Consider the following 13,980-nt stretch of genomic DNA (forward strand, 5'->3'; position numbering starts at 1 on the left):
GATGCTCAGGTGATGTTCAGAACGGCGAGGCCGCCGGCGGCTGCCGAGGTCTCGAACTTGCCGATCTGGGTGTTGCTCGTCGCGACGTTCGTCAGCACGCCGGTGGCGGGCACGTAGAACGCGGGCTGCCCGGCCTGAACGGCAACCGAGGCGGTGACGACGACCGGGCCCTTCGTGCGCACGCGGGCTGTGGCATAGCGGGGATAGCTGTCCTGCAGCTGGGTGGTGTCGAGCACGGTGATACCGATGAAGGCGGCCGAGGCAGCCGAGACCTTGATCTGATGATCGAGGGTGCCCTGCACGGCGACTTTGCCGAAGCCGATGCCGCCGATCGTCTCCACGTTGCGGGAAACGTCTTGGCCGGGCGTGCGCATGTCGGGGATCATGCCCTCGATGAAGCGCGGCTGCGAGGCGGTGTAGGTGTCTTGCAATGCCATGTCTCAGGCCTCCTTGCGAGCGGGGTTGAGGCCGGCGAGGTAGTCCTTGAAGGCGGCGTCCTCGTTGGCGGCGTCGGTGACGATCGGCTTGGCCGTGCGAAGGGCCGTGGCGACCGGATCCGCGGCCTTGGCGGCATCCTCGGTCAGGATGTCGAAGCGCGCGTCGATGTAGGCGGCGGGCTTGTCCTTCATCGCGTCGCCCAGCTTGGCCACGACCACGGCCTTGCGGATGTCGGCGTCATTCAGGCCGGCGGTCTGGATCTCGGGCGCGATTGCCTTGGCCTTGCCCAGAAGATCGGCCCGGTCCGCGACCAGCTTGTCGATGGCGGCGGCGTCCAGCACCTTCGCCTCGGCCGCGTCCTTGGCGGCATTGGCCTTGGCCAGATCGGCATCCTTGGCGGCAATGGCCGTTTGGTGGGCCGCGTCGGCGGCGGCGATGGCGGCATCCTTGGCTGCGATGATGCCGGTCAGCTTCTCGATGGCCTGAGCGCCTGCATCGGTCGTTTCAACCGAAAGCCCATCCACCATGATTTTGCGCAGGGTCACGTTGACCTCCTTGGTTGCGTCATGGACGGGGCTGACGCCCCACTCGACCGCACCGTCGCCGATGCGGAACTCGGTTCCCGCCCGCCCGTGAGGGACGATGGCGAGGTGATTTGCTCTGATCTCGCGTTGCACGGCGTCGTAGGACTGGCCGTCCTCGGTCACGCCATCCACGAATTCCACACGGCAGGTGTATCCAGCCGACAGCTCGCGCGTGCCATTCTCGACGGCGGCGATGCTGGTGGCATCCTTCAGGATCAGGGGCAGCTTGATCTTGCCATCCTGCCAGGCGGCCTCGGTGCTGACCTCTCCGACCGCCAGCTGCTTCCAGTTGGTCGCGTCGACCATCACGTCGGGGTGGCCCATGGTCACCGGCGCATGGCTGAAGGTCCGCAGGCTGTCCGCGGCGCGGACCTCGGACTCGGGCCGGTAGACCCGGACAACGTCCTTCTCGGGGTGGCCCATCTCGGCGCCGCTGTAGAGCTGGATGCCGGTGCGGACGGCGAAGGCATCGGCCACGAGATATCCGTCGCCCGTCCGGCGGGTGCCAGACAGCGAGGCTGCGTCGGTGAATTTCATAGCGAATCGCCTTATGGCTGTTCCAAGCTTCTTGAACACAGCTTGGAGTTACTTATGGCTATCTATGTTGTTGCTTATGACCTGAACCAGACAGGTCAGAATTACGCGCGCCTCATTGAAGCGCTTCGCCAAATGCCGCACTGCAAACCGCAAAAATCGCTCTGGTTTGTTGATTACGCTGGAACGGCTGCCCAGCTTCGTTCTCAACTCAACGTTCATCTCGACGGTAACGACACCGTATTCGTGGATCGGGTATCCACGGGATGGGCGAGCTACAACATGCAAAATTGCGCGAAATGGCTGAATGACAGGGGATTGTAAGATTTAAGATAAAGAGCCGGCTCTTCTTTCGAGCCGGCTTCATAGTCCAGCACGCTTAATGCCGAATACCGTTGTCGTACTTGGGCGAAGTATTAAACGGCACGCGCGAAGTCACCATGCAAGGCAGCAGCAGCGCGATTATAAGCTGCCTGCGCCGCCTCCATGGTCTCAAACCTGCCTAAATTGGTCCTTTTGGACCCCCGACAGATGCTGGCCATCCACTTGCCCCGGTTCTTGTCGAAGCAGACGCCTTTGACGCCAGAGGTGCTGTTGATCTGAGCGCCCCGGTTCATGCCGTTCTCAGACGTGCTGGCCTGGCGCAGATTGCAGATGCGGTTGTCTGTCTCGTCACCATTGATGTGGTCTATCACGCCAGTAGGCCAAACACCGAAGTGCATGGCCCATGCAACCCGATGAGCGCGTAGTTTTACATATTGGACTGTGCCTTGCCGATAACCAAGATTGTCGACCGATGCGAAAGCCTCTTGGCCCGCGTAGCGAGTGTTCCACTTCTCCATCGACCACTCAGCGGAGAACCGTCCCACCGTAAACCACTCGATGCCCCGCCGCTTCCAGACGAAGCGACCGGTATCCGGGTTGTAGTCGAGCAATTGACGAAGAACCTCCGGGGAGGGTAATTCTTTAGCAGCCATGACGCGATCCTGCCGATCCGTTGCGGTTAGGCTCGTCGATGTGTTGCAAGCACTCGACGGGCTGTTCTACTTATACCCCATTGCTCCTGCCGGGTGAATCCTCTTCCGCAACAGATGTGGCGACTGCTTGTTCAGCGTCCGAGCCGTCATCTTGCTCCGCCTGCTCTGCGAGGCTTCCGTATTGCTCTATGGCTGCCTCCAAGCCTGCCATGACGCCCTGCTCGACCAGTTCGTTGACCAGCGCATCCGACAGTGCCTCGATCGGCAGCAGCGCGGGGGACGTGCCACCCGTGCCGGCCAGCGTGCGGGCGGCAGTGGCCGTCTTCGCGAAGATGTCGGCCCGTTCGCTTTCCGTGATCTGACGGAGCGGCTGCCACCTGAAATGGATCTCTGCAGGTCGGGCGCCGAGGGCGGAGCGGATCAGGCACTCGTCCAGCACCGCCATGGCCGGCTGCATCTCCAGCTCCTGCATCGCCTGGATGCGGTCGAAGTACGTCCGCTCATCCCCGTCACCGGAACCGGACAGCCCCGCAGCCGACCGGCCGAACAGACGCGTCACCGGTATGCGGGCCGCGCCGGACACGTTCAGCATGAACCGGTCCCAGACGTCCGACAGGCTGCCGAAGCTGGCGTTCTTCTGCTGGTAGTCATCCTCCCCGTCCAGCACGAGGGCGCCGTTGATGCCCTTGAGCGTGGCCATGTTGGTAAGTCGGCGCGAGATCATCAGGTCCGTGGCTGGGTCGTTCTCGGCCAGCTGCGTCGCCAAGCCCTTCAGCTTGAAGACGTCGACCTTGGCCTCATAGATCAGCGACGCGATGTTGGCGCTGGTGCCGTCGGCATGCCGTACAGCGTCCATGGCGGCCAGCAGCACGCTGTCACCCCAGCCGTTGTTCGTGGCCAGCGCGACGTCCGGAACCGGCACGCCGCAGAAGATGACCAGGCGCGAGGCATGGATGCGGACCTGCCCGTTCTCCCCCGACAGGTTGTAGAACTCGGGCCGCCCGTAGTAGCCGCTCTCGATGTCCCGGCTGATGGCCTCGGGCGACAGCTGCATGGGCGTCAGGACCGTCAAGCTGCGGATGCCTTCCTTGCCAATCCGAGCCGGCTCCAGCTTCTCGGCCGGAACAGCATCACCCGTGCCGATGTAAAGCGCGGCGCCGCCGAACAGCCGGGCCGCCACCATGCCCTCCTGCACCCGCTCGCGGAGGTTCAGCCGCTTCTCCTCGGCTTCCAGCGCCGTGATCTTGCCGGCCTCGGCCTGCCATGCCCGCCACTTGCGCACGGTGTCCAGCGCGGGGATGTCCACGATCGCCTGCGGCAGCCACGACGAGCGGTAAGCCGTCAGCGCCTGCTGGTAGTCCAGCATGGACGCCGTGTAGCTGCCCGCAGCCGCTTTGTCTCTCGACGTGCCGAGGTTGGCGACGACGTTTTGGAAGCCGTCCCAGATACGTGCCAGCATCAGAAGCCCGCCCATGAATAGCCAACCTGCTCACGCGGCGCGAAGGCCATCACGAAGGCGTCGGCGAGGTTTGGCGACGGGATGTCGCGCTTGCTCAGGTCTTTCTTGCTTTCGACCTTCGACTTGCCCGCATTGTCGAAGTCCTTCCGGGGCGTGGACAGTTCGTCCACCAGCCGGTCGATGTGCGCGCAGCCGCTCGCGATCGCGATCAGATCCGCCGGATCGTGCGCCTCGCCCTTGTGGACCGCGTTGAAGGTGTTGCGGAAGCGCTTGCCGACCTCCCACCACGTCTGGGCCTTGAGGTTGGCGTAGAAGTCCTTGTTCGTCGGCGACCGCGGGTCCTTCGGGTCGATCCGCGTCTCCGGGTTCAGCACCGCCCCGCCCGCGTTGAAGCGGTGGTAAGCGATCTTGACCCCGTGCTCCCCGTTCAGCGCCTGGAAGTGAGCACCCGCGAAGGCCCCTACCCCGATGCTGTCGTAGTCGATGCTGGCGCTCAGCCGACGCGCCATGCCGTGCACCCGGCCGGCCGATTTCAGCAGTTCGTCCTCGCCCGCCTTCCACTCGTCCACATCGGTGGCGAGGAAGCCGTGCGCCGCGACCGCCGCGTTCTTGTCGTCGCCACTGTCGGCCACGTCGAACCCGATCCGCTTGGCCCCGCTTGGCGCGATCCCAAGCTTCTTGTGGGCGTCGATGGCGGCGAGGATCCACGACCGCTTGATGATGACCGCGTCGTCGTCCTCGCGCGGCTCGCCGAGGTAGATGTGCCGGAACTCCTCCTCATCCTCAGCCTTCTTCGCCGCGATGATCCGCTGCATGGTCGAGGACAGGAACGGGTTCTCGTTGTAGTTGATGTGCCGCTTGATCGTGTCCGGCGGCGTGTTGGTCACGAACCGGCGCCACACGAAGTCCGTCACAAGCCGCGGGTTGAACAGGATCCAGACCTGCGACCCCTCCTTCCGGATCGTAGGCTCCAGGATGTCCCACTGCTCGGCGGTGAGGTTGTGGGCCTCCTCCAGCCAGAGGATGTCGATCCCCTCCAGCGACTTGATCTCGTCGATGTGCCGCCACAGGCCGTAGAACATGAACTCCGCGCCGGTGGTCCGGTGGCGGATCGCGTTCTCAGTGATGATGAACTCGTCCTGAAGCCCGAACCGCTCGATCTGGATCTTCAGCAGCGTGTAGACGCTCTCCGCGATCTTGTTCTGAAACTGCCGCGCGCACAGCACCCGGATCCGGCACTTGGTGGCGAGGAAGATGGCAAAGCCTGCGGCATCCCATGACTTTGAACTGGACCGGCCCCCATAGAGGACGCGGTTCCGCGCCGGAGTCAGCCAGAAATCACGAAGCGCCGGGTTCAGAGTTGGGCGTGAGGTCAGCGTAGAAGTCTGCAAGGGATTTGACCTCCACCGGCCCGCCGCCTGGCCCTGATAGCTCCCGCCTGTTGGTGTAGCTGCCGCCGACTTCCTTCGCCGCCTGCTCCAGCAGCGAGGACGCCAACACCATGTTGCCCTGGGTTTCAGCCTTCTCGCTCATGCGCTGGAGGGCACGAAGACGAACCGCACGATGGCTGATCCCGATGCGGCTGGTGTCCTCCAGGAATGCCTTACGGGTCTCCTCGAACAGCGCTCGCCACTTGGCCGCGCAGTCCCGCCCCGCCCGTTTCGTGGGGTCGTATCCCTCCACCGTCTGGCGGGTGATCGTCTCGCCGAACTCCTGCCTGACCGCCGTCACCACCGTGGACGGGCTGTCGAAGCACGCGAGGGCCTGCACGATGAAGGTTTTGACCTCCTCGGCCAGCTTTCCTTGTGCCATAGACGGTCAGGCTCCTGTCAGGATGGAAATCTCAATGCAAACAATCGACTTGAACCAAAGCGCCGACGTGCACATAGGCTTCGACATGGAACGCCTGAGCCCCCTTAGGGAAACCCGTTCGTTTGGCACGCTAGCGCAGGCCGTAGCGTGGGCGATGCAAGAGATGCCTCGCGACCGGCGATATGGCGCATTCATCCGAACCCCGAATGGCGATCTCGATTGGCCACAGATCGAAGATATTGCCCGAAGCCTGACTTAGGCCTTCATGCAGGTGCCGCAGCATTGCGCAATCGACGCTGCGGCTACCTCCGGCCCAGCGTTAGCCGCCTCCACCAGAGCCCGCACGTGGGTAGCGTCCGCACCATAGCGCCGGACCACGCCGACGAACTCCTCGACATCGTGGCCGCGCATCGCGAAGATCGGGCGTCCCGTCTCCTTGCTGAACTTCGGCGCACCGAACGCATCCACGTCCTGGGCACAATGGTATAGCTCATGTTCCACCAGCGCGCAGGCCTCGGCATCGGAGGCCTGTAGCCACCAGTTGGCATCGATCGTGATGATGAAGTCCGGGATGTCGCCGAACCACTCCGTCACCTGAAGCACAGCGCGGGCGCGGCTCCACTTGCCCATCGCCCCCTGCGGTGATCCGGGCTCGGCCGTGCCGATGACCATGCGCCCCTTCTTGGCGTTGGACACGTTCGTCCAGAGGAAGCCGATGTGAGCATGGCGCAGATGCTCGTGATCCTCGTTCAGCAGGTCTGCCGCCTCAGCGATGAACGTGGACGTGGCCCACTCGGCCAGATCGGGAGCCGGAGCAAACCAAGCATCATGTCCCTCCACCCGCTCCATGTCGGGCATGGGACGTGCCATGTGGTGTCTCCGTGAATGGTGATGTGAGCACGGCGGTGGCGATCAACTCCACAGGGCCAGTATCGCGGCGGCTTCCCAGACCTCGGGAGCCCAGCCTATGCGAGCAGGACGTAAGCAAACACGCTCACGTAGATCAGCACGATGAGAGCGAGCAACTTCCTGTCAATCATGCGCCGACCCTAGCGCAGGCGCGTCGCCGCATCAACGTTCATGTTTGGTTCCGAAGATCTAAACCGCAGCTATCCGCAAATTATCACCGCGCACCCAATCACCGTTATGGCGAAGAAAGCGCCAAGAACCCATACCCACACCATAAGACACTCTCGCCCGTTCGTTTCTTGTCAGTCAACGATTAGTTGCCGGGTTAGTTCGCATCCTATGCAAAGACAACCGGCGAGTGACCATATGATCCATCCTCTGGAGGATGACGCCGCATATCGCTTAGCCCGAACCCTCGAGGTGCACCTGAGACTTGAGAACGTCACCCACCAGAAGGCGGCATTGAGAGCGCGGCGCTAGGTGACCACGCGAATTGTGTATCTATCCTGCGGCAAAGGCGTAGTGTGGGCGACCCGTCGATCCCCGGCGGACCATACAGGAGCCAGGCCATGGCCAAGGGCATGAATAAGCGTAAACGCGACGAGAAGAAGCCCAAGAAGGAAGTGCCGAAGGTGATCGCGGCAGCACCCAGCTTGAAGGACGCCGTGTCCAAGGTGGTCGCGAAGGGCCGGTAAGACGAACGCGCGGCGCCGTCAGAGGTAGCCGCGCCACCACACCCGCAGCTTGCCGAACCACGACAGGGCTGCGTACAGATCGTGAAGGCGGACGGCCATGTCCTCGGTCTGAAAGGTGATGGCTGAGATGCTTCGGCTTTCCATGTGATCCTACGAAAAAGCGCGGCGCCATCACTGGCCCGCGCGTATCACCCTACTCCTGCTGTCCGTCGATGTAAGCCGAGATGCCGTGAAACATTCGCGTTTCCAAGGCCGGATAGGCCGCGCGAACATCAGCTTCCGAAATGCCGCTTGCCTCTGCATCTGTCAGGCATTTGGCCGCATAGTCCTGCGCAGCGTCTTCCCAGTCGTATTCGTCGTCGTCAGAATACACGGGGCCGTTGATGTTCTCGGCGATCCAAGCTTCGACAAAGGCTTCCGCAGCATGCTGATCTAACATGGGCTTCCATTCACTGGTGATCGGAAGCAGATGTAATCATGCAACTTTCGGTTGTCACTGGACCGATTGTCGCAGAAGCAAAAAGCGCGGCACCCGAAGGCCCGCGCTGTGCGTTGGACATACGTCCTCAAGCAGAAAGATAGCACCGATTTTTGGATCTGCAACTACTTCTTGCCACCCATCCAGTATTTCGCCGCTACATCTAGCCCCTCGCGCAACCGGTCGAGACGGTCCGGCCAAAACCCTTGGTGACAGACCATCCGCATTTCGCTCCAGACCCACGAACCCATGCGCTTGTTCAAGTCGCGGCGCTCCTCAGCGTCTCGCAGTTCGCTATGCGTCGGTTCCGCATCACCCTCGTGCCCCACCGGATCCATGTTCAGGCAGGACCGCCCACCGGCGACAAGGCGCGTGCGCTCCATCAGCGCGGCGAAATCGTGCCCCGCTTGGCACTGATTGCTGTCGATGATCCCCTTGGCCGCCAGCTGGTCGAGGACGTGGGCGTGCTCGTCCACCGCCACCGTGACCCCGGCATCCTCCCCATCCCGCAGCACCCATGACCCTTGCCGGCGGCGTTCCTCGGTAGGGCGCGCCTTCCCTTCCCGATCCTGCCAGATGTCGGCCGTGACGGCGGCGGAGGCGGCATCCTTCATCCGACGTTTCTCGCGCTGCCGCGCCTTCTTGGCGTGGTCCTTCGACACCTGCTTGGCTGCCGTGACCTTCGACTTGCTGACGGCGGCGATCTGCTGGGCGTAGCGGTCGATGCTCATTGGTCCTCGTCCTCTCGTTCGTCATGGGTGGCGCGGTATTGATCACGCTCGTGCTGCTGGCGGCGCTCTTTGCGCTTGGCGAGCCGGGTGGCGTCCCGGAGCATGGCTCTCTGGGCGGCGGTGAGGTGGGGCTGATGGTCCTGCATCAGTGCTTCCTCCTGCGGAACGGCTTGGCGGGGGCGTGGGTGACGTGATGCTGGCCACAGTGCTTGCAGCGATACACATCGAACTGCTTGCCCGGACGGCGGGCGATCTCATGCGCCTGCGCCGGGGTCAGGCGATCCTTGCCGGCGCATTGGGCGAGGATGGCCTGCTCAGGCTGGGGAACGGTGTGGATGCCCATCACGCCTTCCTCCCGCGGATGCGGCGCCACCGGTCGGCCACCGAACGCTCGCTGCGGTCCATCTCGTCGGCGATGACGTGCAGCTCGGAGCCGTTCTCCATCATGCGGCGCAGGTCCTCGTCGTCCTGCTCCGTCCAGGGGTCGCCGGCGTTCTCGCGGCCGGCCACCGGATCCATGCCGACGTCCAGCTTGCGGGTCAGGCGGTAGCCGGTCCCCCAGACCGTTTCGATCAGGTCCGGGTGCTTTTCGCGGATCTTAGCCGCCATCACAGTGACCGATCGTATATCCTGCTCCCACCCCGGACCGTGGATGGCGGTCATCACCTGCTCCTTCGTCAGCGTGCGGGGGAACGCGGCGTTAAGCGCGAGGAGCATCTGCGCGTGCTTCTTGGAGACGCCCAGCTGCTTGCGGACGCGGACGACGTCATCCGCAGACTGCCCCGTCAGCTGCTGGAGGAGTTCCAGCGCGAAGGGCAGCCGTTCGGCGGCGGGCAGTGCCATGATCTCCTTGTGGATGGCGTTCATGTCACCCCCACTGGATTGCGATGAGGGCGACGAAGACCACCAGCCCGATGCCGAAGGCGTGGATCCAGCGGAGGCGCATCATGCGTCCTCCCGCTCCCTGATCGGCGCAAGCAAATTCTCCACCATGTCGATCAGCTGCTGGAGGGCGCGGGGCTTGCGGATGCGATAGCGCCGAAACTTGAACGCGTCGGTAGCCTTCCAGATGCTGCTGTTTGCCAGGAACTCGGACACTCGCCCGACGTGATCGCCCTCTTCATCGTCCCGGAACTTCCAGTGGAAGTGGATCACCGTTCCAATCGGAACTGGGCAGGCATCGCCCTTGTGCTCAATCCACGGGCCCCATTCGTCACACTGGGCCATCATGCGTCCTCCTGTGGGGCGGGATGCATGGCCAACGACCGGATGAAGCTATCCAGCATATCGTATGGCCCGTCCTTCAGGAGCGCTGTAGACGCCGCAAGCTCCATCATACGCGCGGTCCGGGGCTCCGGCTCATGATCGAGGTCGAAGTATTGGATGATGACCTTTGCCGCCTCTTGCAGTTGCTGCCACCCCTGCATGGGCGCAGGCTCAAGGGCTGACAGGATGCGGGCCTCGTAGTCGGCTTGGGCTGCGGCCTTGGCGGCTTCCTCTGTTGGGTATCTTGAACGTCTCACGGCATAACGAACGTCTGTCGCAAGGTGGAAACCTCCCAGGCACGACGGCAGGACGAAGTAATCCCCAATCGAGGTTTCAGCGCACCCTTCGTCCCACACGAGCGCCTTTACCCGCCCCTGCACGGGCGCGGCCTCGGGGGCGGCACGGGCTTGTGCCTCAAGCGCATCAGCGGCGGCTAGAAGTATGCACCCCATCGTGCGGTGGTCACGGACGTTGCCGCGTAGATGGGCGTCGCCTTCGCCCCGAAGTTGCCGAACCAGCGCCTCCATAGCAGCTGGGGATGTATTAGTCATGGCGGCTCTCCTCTTTCGCCAGCCGCTGCCGGACGACCTCGGTGAAAGGCAGGTTGCGGTCCTTGGCTTCCCGATTGATCCGGTCGAACATGTCCGACGGCAGGCCGACGACGATGCGACGCATGTCGACCTTCCAGGAGTCGTCGACGTGGCCTACGGCTCCGACATGGCGGCTGCGGGTGGTGAAGCGATGAGGTTCTGTCATGCCAGCCCCCGGATGATTGCGGCGGGCGCGGATCGCGGGGTCGATGCCGTCTCGGTCATGGGGGAAGTCGCCGGGCATCACTGGACCTCCACTGCAGTGATGGCTGCCAGCAACCGGAAACGCAGCGTGTCATCATTCTCGCCATCGCGCATCTTGGTGGAAACCAAGTCCCCCGCCCGGTTGAACATGAATGCGCGGTCGTCGCTGTAGGACATGCAGTGCTCGTGTCCGTCCGGGACAGCGGGTGCAAAGCGATCCATCATTTTGACTAGGGTGCTCATATTGCCTCCTTTGGCGGGTAGGCCTCGGCCAGCCACCCGGTGAACGTGTCGTGGTTGCGAATGCGGCCGCTGGCGTCGAACAGGTGCGGCTCGGTGCGGCGGGCGCGGCAGAGGATCGGGCGGATCCACTCGTTGAAGTCGGTGGAGCGCAGGGCCTGCTTGCAGACCGGCAGCCCATGGTGGCGGAGGAAGATGGCCTCGCGAGGGGTCATGCGAGATCCCTCGCGATCCGGGCGCGAGCCTGCTGGATGCTATGGACCACCGTGGAATGGTCACGGTTCACCATCTGACCGATGCGGGTGGTGGACCAGCCGAACCGCTCCTGAGCGCGCAAGCAAAGCTCCTGACGCGGATGGACGACGCGAGGATGGCGGCGGGTGCCGAGCAGCTCGCAGCGATTGATGCCATGGGCTTCAGCGATCTCGTCCGCCAGAGCCATGAAACGAGCAAGAGCCGTCACAGCGTCACCTCCGTCATGATTTCGCCGCCACAGGCCGCGTAGCCGGCGAGGTCCACCCAGTGATCCGACTTCTCGGGGCTGGACTTGATGCGGGCGATCTTTAGCAGCGCCATCATCACGGCCACGTCGGAAGAGGTGATCGAGGCGTCGAGATGCGCCGACCAGTAGGCTGCGATCAGGCCGAAGCTGTCCTCCGGCTCGCCATAGGCCGTGTTCCGGTCGGTGGTGATGATGTCGGAGGCCGTAGAGAGGATTTCGGTGCGCTTCATGCCGCGGCCCTCGCCTTGTAGGCCTTCATGTCCTTCTGGCTCTGCACCGCCATGGCGCGGGCATACAGTTCGTCGGTGCGCCCCTGCTTCTTGAGCAGCGAGATCTTCTCGGGGCGAAGGCCCAGCTCTGCCGCAGCCTGCCGATGGCTGTCCCAGTGGAAGGGGCCGAGGATCAGCGGGACCGACTTGTAGCGGCTGTTCGCATGGGCGCGGGAAACGCTCAGACCAATTTTGTCGGCGTCGCCGCGGCAGACCATGGAACGGACCGTCTGGACGTGGAGGCCGAAGTGCGCGGCGCACGCGGCGGCGTCGATGAAATCCATGTCCCGGACCCGGACCGGCATACCGACGCGGAAGGCGACGCCCCGGCGGTCGGGAAGGCTCCAGCGCTGTGCCAGCTTGGTGAGCCATGCGCGGCTGATGCCGAGACGTTCGGCCATGTCGCGCACCGTGACGGTTCGATCGGGCCACCATTGACGCATCAGGCGCTCGGCCTCGGCGTAGCTGACCTTCATGGAACGAGAGACGTTGGGCGACCCTGCCCCGATGTTGCGGCTCTTGGTCATGCTGCGGCCTCCTGCGCCCGCGGCGCCCATTCTCTGTAGATGCTGGTGTTCACGTTGGTGCCGCTCTCGGCGAAGGATCCGACCGGAAGGTCGATCCAGCGCTCGCGGTAGCGATCCTGCTCCGGAAGGGCGCCGTGGTCGTAGCGGGCCGTCGACGGCAGGATGGCCACAAGCCGACCACCGGGCTTTAGGAAGCGCCGGGCATGATCGATGTGTTTCAGATAGTGCCGTCCATAGAACGGCGGGTTCATCAGCACGATGTCGTAGATCGGGCGCGGCTCGACCTGCAGGAAGTTCGCGGTCAGGACATCGTGCCCCTTCGCGCGGCATTCGGCAGCGCGGCCCGGGTCGACCTCGATGCCAAAGACCCCGGCCCCCGCCTTGCGAGCGGCGTCCATGATGCGTCCACAGCCGCAGGACGGCTCCAGAACCTTCGTGCCGGCTTCAATGCTGACCTGATCCAGAAGCTTCGCCACAGCCGCAGGCGGGGTTGGGTAATACTGCAGGTCCTTCGACACGGCCGTGCCGGTGCGTCGCTTGGCGTTTTCGTCCGGTGTGTCTGGAAGCACCTCGCCGTAGAACTCGCCCAAGGCGCGGTTCACCTGCAGCAGCATCTCGGGCCCGAAGAAGAGATGGCCGTTCCCGTTCTGGAAAGTGCGGAGCCAAACGCCGAACTCTGCCGCCTGCTGTTCCTCGGTAAGGTCGCAGAAACGAATGGCAGCCGCGCGATCGAACATGGGACGTCCCTCCGCAACGCGTGCGGCGTTGATGATGGACTGGACGTGCTCCCGGCCGTGCTCACGCCAGGTGCCAAAGCCGGACACGATGACCCGCTTCGGAAGGCCCTTGACCCCGATCCTGACCTTCTCGTGGCTGCGGAACGCCGGGTCGAGATCTGCGAAGACTTCGGCCAAGCCTTTGAGGATGTGGTAGCGGCTGCGGAGGAGGTAATCGCCGAAGACCTCGCGCAGTTGCAGCATCGTGAACGCGGGGGGCTGCTCCAGCATCTGCTCCAAGCGCCCGCGTTCCTTCGCGCCGGCGATGGCGGCGATCTGCAGGCCGTCATAGACCTGCCGCCACGCGGACTTGAGCAGGCTCTTGCGGATCTCGGTCACGCTGTAGCTGTCTCGGCTCGACAGGCCGCCATAGGCCGTGCCGACCACAGACGCGGCGCGCAGTGTGCCTTTGGCGTCTTCGAATGCCTGTGCAGCTTCCGGAGCGGCGTCATACTTGCGGTCGTACTCGTCGACCAAATCCGACAGGCTGATACGGAGGGCGGGCGCGTTCATGCTGCCCCCCGCATGCAGTCGCCCTTCAAGGCTTCGTCGACCGCGCGCTGACGCATCTCGGGCGAGCGGTTCGGGAACATCTCGTCGACCAGAGCTTGGATGCGCGCCCGCTCTTCGTCGGTGGCGGCGCGGCGCGGCTGTTCCTTCGGAGCCGGCCCGACTTCCATCGCATGGATCATGTGGCGGCGGGGACCGGTCATCGCCTCGCAGCGCTTCTCCAGCTCCTCCCAGGTCGGCCAGAAGCGATAGGTCTGGCGCAGAAGCACGTCCCGCACCACGTCGGCCGGGTAGCGCCCGAGGCGGCCGGCATAGGCCGCGATCCGCAGCTCCTCGCCGAACTCGTCATCGGCCCGCCGGGCGACGATCACCGACAGTTCCGCCAGCCACGCCTCGATCTCGCGCGCCGGAGCCGGGGTCATGAAGTTGCGGAGATCCTCGATGGCGGCCTCCAGCGCGGCGGGCGACCCGTTCACTTC

At 64.0% G+C, this 13,980-nt stretch carries 25 protein-coding genes; 2 read left to right on the plus strand and 23 right to left on the minus strand.

Annotated features, from left to right (window positions below; translation table 11 throughout):
• Positions 1 to 5: 5 nt before the first annotated feature.
• Both PIJ50_RS13615 and PIJ50_RS13620 read right to left on the minus strand, forming a co-directional pair.
• On the minus strand, positions 6 to 437 hold the full coding sequence (locus PIJ50_RS13615) for a structural cement protein Gp24 (protein ID WP_271975979.1): 432 nt from the start codon (positions 435 to 437) through the stop codon (positions 6 to 8).
• Positions 438 to 440: 3 nt separating this feature from the next.
• A complete protein-coding gene (locus tag PIJ50_RS13620) occupies positions 441 to 1,559 on the minus strand; it encodes a DUF2213 domain-containing protein (RefSeq protein WP_271975980.1) in 1,119 nt (372 codons plus the stop codon).
• Positions 1,560 to 1,613: 54 nt separating this feature from the next.
• Between PIJ50_RS13620 and PIJ50_RS13625 the strand changes: the two genes are divergently transcribed.
• Positions 1,614 to 1,880, plus strand: coding sequence for a hypothetical protein (locus PIJ50_RS13625; protein ID WP_271975981.1), 267 nt, complete (start codon positions 1,614 to 1,616; stop codon positions 1,878 to 1,880).
• 92 nt (positions 1,881 to 1,972) lie between these two features.
• Here the strand turns inward: PIJ50_RS13625 and PIJ50_RS13630 are convergent, their stop codons facing one another.
• The 5 genes from PIJ50_RS13630 to PIJ50_RS13650 form a co-directional block, all read right to left on the minus strand.
• On the minus strand, positions 1,973 to 2,533 hold the full coding sequence (locus tag PIJ50_RS13630) for an HNH endonuclease (RefSeq protein ID WP_271975982.1): 561 nt from the start codon (positions 2,531 to 2,533) through the stop codon (positions 1,973 to 1,975).
• Between the two features lie 70 nt (positions 2,534 to 2,603).
• Positions 2,604 to 4,007 carry a DUF1073 domain-containing protein gene (locus PIJ50_RS13635; protein ID WP_271975983.1) on the minus strand — a complete coding sequence of 468 codons (1,404 nt, stop codon included), beginning with the start codon at positions 4,005 to 4,007 and terminating at the stop codon, positions 2,604 to 2,606.
• Positions 3,992 to 5,383: a PBSX family phage terminase large subunit gene (locus tag PIJ50_RS13640; RefSeq protein ID WP_271975984.1), complete on the minus strand. Its 1,392-nt coding sequence runs from the start codon at positions 5,381 to 5,383 to the stop codon at positions 3,992 to 3,994. Before PIJ50_RS13640 ends, PIJ50_RS13635 begins: the two co-directional genes overlap by 16 nt.
• Positions 5,331 to 5,804, minus strand: a complete 474-nt coding sequence (locus PIJ50_RS13645; RefSeq protein WP_271975985.1) for a DUF2280 domain-containing protein — start codon at positions 5,802 to 5,804, stop codon at positions 5,331 to 5,333. Before PIJ50_RS13645 ends, PIJ50_RS13640 begins: the two co-directional genes overlap by 53 nt.
• 255 nt (positions 5,805 to 6,059) lie before the next feature.
• Entirely contained in the window at positions 6,060 to 6,674 is a 615-nt protein-coding gene (locus PIJ50_RS13650) for a putative metallopeptidase (protein WP_271975986.1), read from the minus strand.
• A gap of 608 nt (positions 6,675 to 7,282) precedes the next feature.
• Between PIJ50_RS13650 and PIJ50_RS13655 the strand changes: the two genes are divergently transcribed.
• Complete coding sequence (locus PIJ50_RS13655; protein WP_271975987.1) at positions 7,283 to 7,408, plus strand: hypothetical protein; 126 nt, start codon at positions 7,283 to 7,285, stop codon at positions 7,406 to 7,408.
• 18 nt (positions 7,409 to 7,426) lie between these two features.
• Here PIJ50_RS13655 and PIJ50_RS13660 read toward each other — a convergent pair whose 3' ends face one another.
• The 16 genes from PIJ50_RS13660 to PIJ50_RS13735 form a co-directional block, all read right to left on the minus strand.
• Positions 7,427 to 7,552: a hypothetical protein gene (locus PIJ50_RS13660; RefSeq protein WP_271975988.1), complete on the minus strand. Its 126-nt coding sequence runs from the start codon at positions 7,550 to 7,552 to the stop codon at positions 7,427 to 7,429.
• A gap of 49 nt (positions 7,553 to 7,601) precedes the next feature.
• Positions 7,602 to 7,847, minus strand: a complete 246-nt coding sequence (locus tag PIJ50_RS13665) for a hypothetical protein (protein WP_271975989.1) — start codon at positions 7,845 to 7,847, stop codon at positions 7,602 to 7,604.
• Between the two features lie 164 nt (positions 7,848 to 8,011).
• Positions 8,012 to 8,617 carry a hypothetical protein gene (locus PIJ50_RS13670; protein WP_271975990.1) on the minus strand — a complete coding sequence of 202 codons (606 nt, stop codon included), beginning with the start codon at positions 8,615 to 8,617 and terminating at the stop codon, positions 8,012 to 8,014.
• Entirely contained in the window at positions 8,614 to 8,763 is a 150-nt protein-coding gene (locus tag PIJ50_RS13675) for a hypothetical protein (protein WP_271975991.1), read from the minus strand. The genes PIJ50_RS13670 and PIJ50_RS13675 overlap by 4 nt, the downstream gene beginning before the upstream one ends.
• Positions 8,763 to 8,960: a hypothetical protein gene (locus PIJ50_RS13680; protein ID WP_271975992.1), complete on the minus strand. Its 198-nt coding sequence runs from the start codon at positions 8,958 to 8,960 to the stop codon at positions 8,763 to 8,765. Before PIJ50_RS13680 ends, PIJ50_RS13675 begins: the two co-directional genes overlap by 1 nt.
• Complete coding sequence (locus tag PIJ50_RS13685; RefSeq protein WP_271975993.1) at positions 8,960 to 9,460, minus strand: winged helix-turn-helix domain-containing protein; 501 nt, start codon at positions 9,458 to 9,460, stop codon at positions 8,960 to 8,962. Before PIJ50_RS13685 ends, PIJ50_RS13680 begins: the two co-directional genes overlap by 1 nt.
• A gap of 102 nt (positions 9,461 to 9,562) precedes the next feature.
• Positions 9,563 to 9,847 carry a hypothetical protein gene (locus PIJ50_RS13690; protein ID WP_271975994.1) on the minus strand — a complete coding sequence of 95 codons (285 nt, stop codon included), beginning with the start codon at positions 9,845 to 9,847 and terminating at the stop codon, positions 9,563 to 9,565.
• The gene (locus tag PIJ50_RS13695; protein ID WP_271975995.1) at positions 9,844 to 10,434 is read right to left on the minus strand and encodes a hypothetical protein; all 591 of its coding nucleotides are present in this window, start codon (positions 10,432 to 10,434) and stop codon (positions 9,844 to 9,846) included. Before PIJ50_RS13695 ends, PIJ50_RS13690 begins: the two co-directional genes overlap by 4 nt.
• Positions 10,427 to 10,717, minus strand: a complete 291-nt coding sequence (locus PIJ50_RS13700; protein WP_271975996.1) for a hypothetical protein — start codon at positions 10,715 to 10,717, stop codon at positions 10,427 to 10,429. The genes PIJ50_RS13695 and PIJ50_RS13700 overlap by 8 nt, the downstream gene beginning before the upstream one ends.
• Positions 10,717 to 10,920, minus strand: coding sequence for a hypothetical protein (locus PIJ50_RS13705; RefSeq protein WP_271975997.1), 204 nt, complete (start codon positions 10,918 to 10,920; stop codon positions 10,717 to 10,719). The genes PIJ50_RS13700 and PIJ50_RS13705 overlap by 1 nt, the downstream gene beginning before the upstream one ends.
• Positions 10,917 to 11,132 (minus strand): hypothetical protein, encoded by a 216-nt coding sequence (locus PIJ50_RS13710; protein ID WP_271975998.1) that lies wholly within the window; start codon positions 11,130 to 11,132, stop codon positions 10,917 to 10,919. Before PIJ50_RS13710 ends, PIJ50_RS13705 begins: the two co-directional genes overlap by 4 nt.
• A complete protein-coding gene (locus PIJ50_RS13715; protein ID WP_271975999.1) occupies positions 11,129 to 11,380 on the minus strand; it encodes a helix-turn-helix domain-containing protein in 252 nt (83 codons plus the stop codon). The genes PIJ50_RS13710 and PIJ50_RS13715 overlap by 4 nt, the downstream gene beginning before the upstream one ends.
• The gene (locus tag PIJ50_RS13720; protein ID WP_271976000.1) at positions 11,377 to 11,649 is read right to left on the minus strand and encodes a DUF6378 domain-containing protein; all 273 of its coding nucleotides are present in this window, start codon (positions 11,647 to 11,649) and stop codon (positions 11,377 to 11,379) included. Before PIJ50_RS13720 ends, PIJ50_RS13715 begins: the two co-directional genes overlap by 4 nt.
• Positions 11,646 to 12,215, minus strand: coding sequence for a hypothetical protein (locus tag PIJ50_RS13725; protein ID WP_271976001.1), 570 nt, complete (start codon positions 12,213 to 12,215; stop codon positions 11,646 to 11,648). Before PIJ50_RS13725 ends, PIJ50_RS13720 begins: the two co-directional genes overlap by 4 nt.
• Positions 12,212 to 13,504 carry a class I SAM-dependent methyltransferase gene (locus tag PIJ50_RS13730; protein ID WP_271976002.1) on the minus strand — a complete coding sequence of 431 codons (1,293 nt, stop codon included), beginning with the start codon at positions 13,502 to 13,504 and terminating at the stop codon, positions 12,212 to 12,214. Before PIJ50_RS13730 ends, PIJ50_RS13725 begins: the two co-directional genes overlap by 4 nt.
• Positions 13,501 to 13,977: a hypothetical protein gene (locus PIJ50_RS13735; RefSeq protein ID WP_271976003.1), complete on the minus strand. Its 477-nt coding sequence runs from the start codon at positions 13,975 to 13,977 to the stop codon at positions 13,501 to 13,503. Before PIJ50_RS13735 ends, PIJ50_RS13730 begins: the two co-directional genes overlap by 4 nt.
• Positions 13,978 to 13,980: the final 3 nt, after the last annotated feature.

Origin of the sequence: Falsirhodobacter sp. 20TX0035 (assembly GCF_028307215.1) — a bacterium.
Taxonomy (GTDB): Bacteria; Pseudomonadota; Alphaproteobacteria; order Rhodobacterales; family Rhodobacteraceae; genus Falsirhodobacter.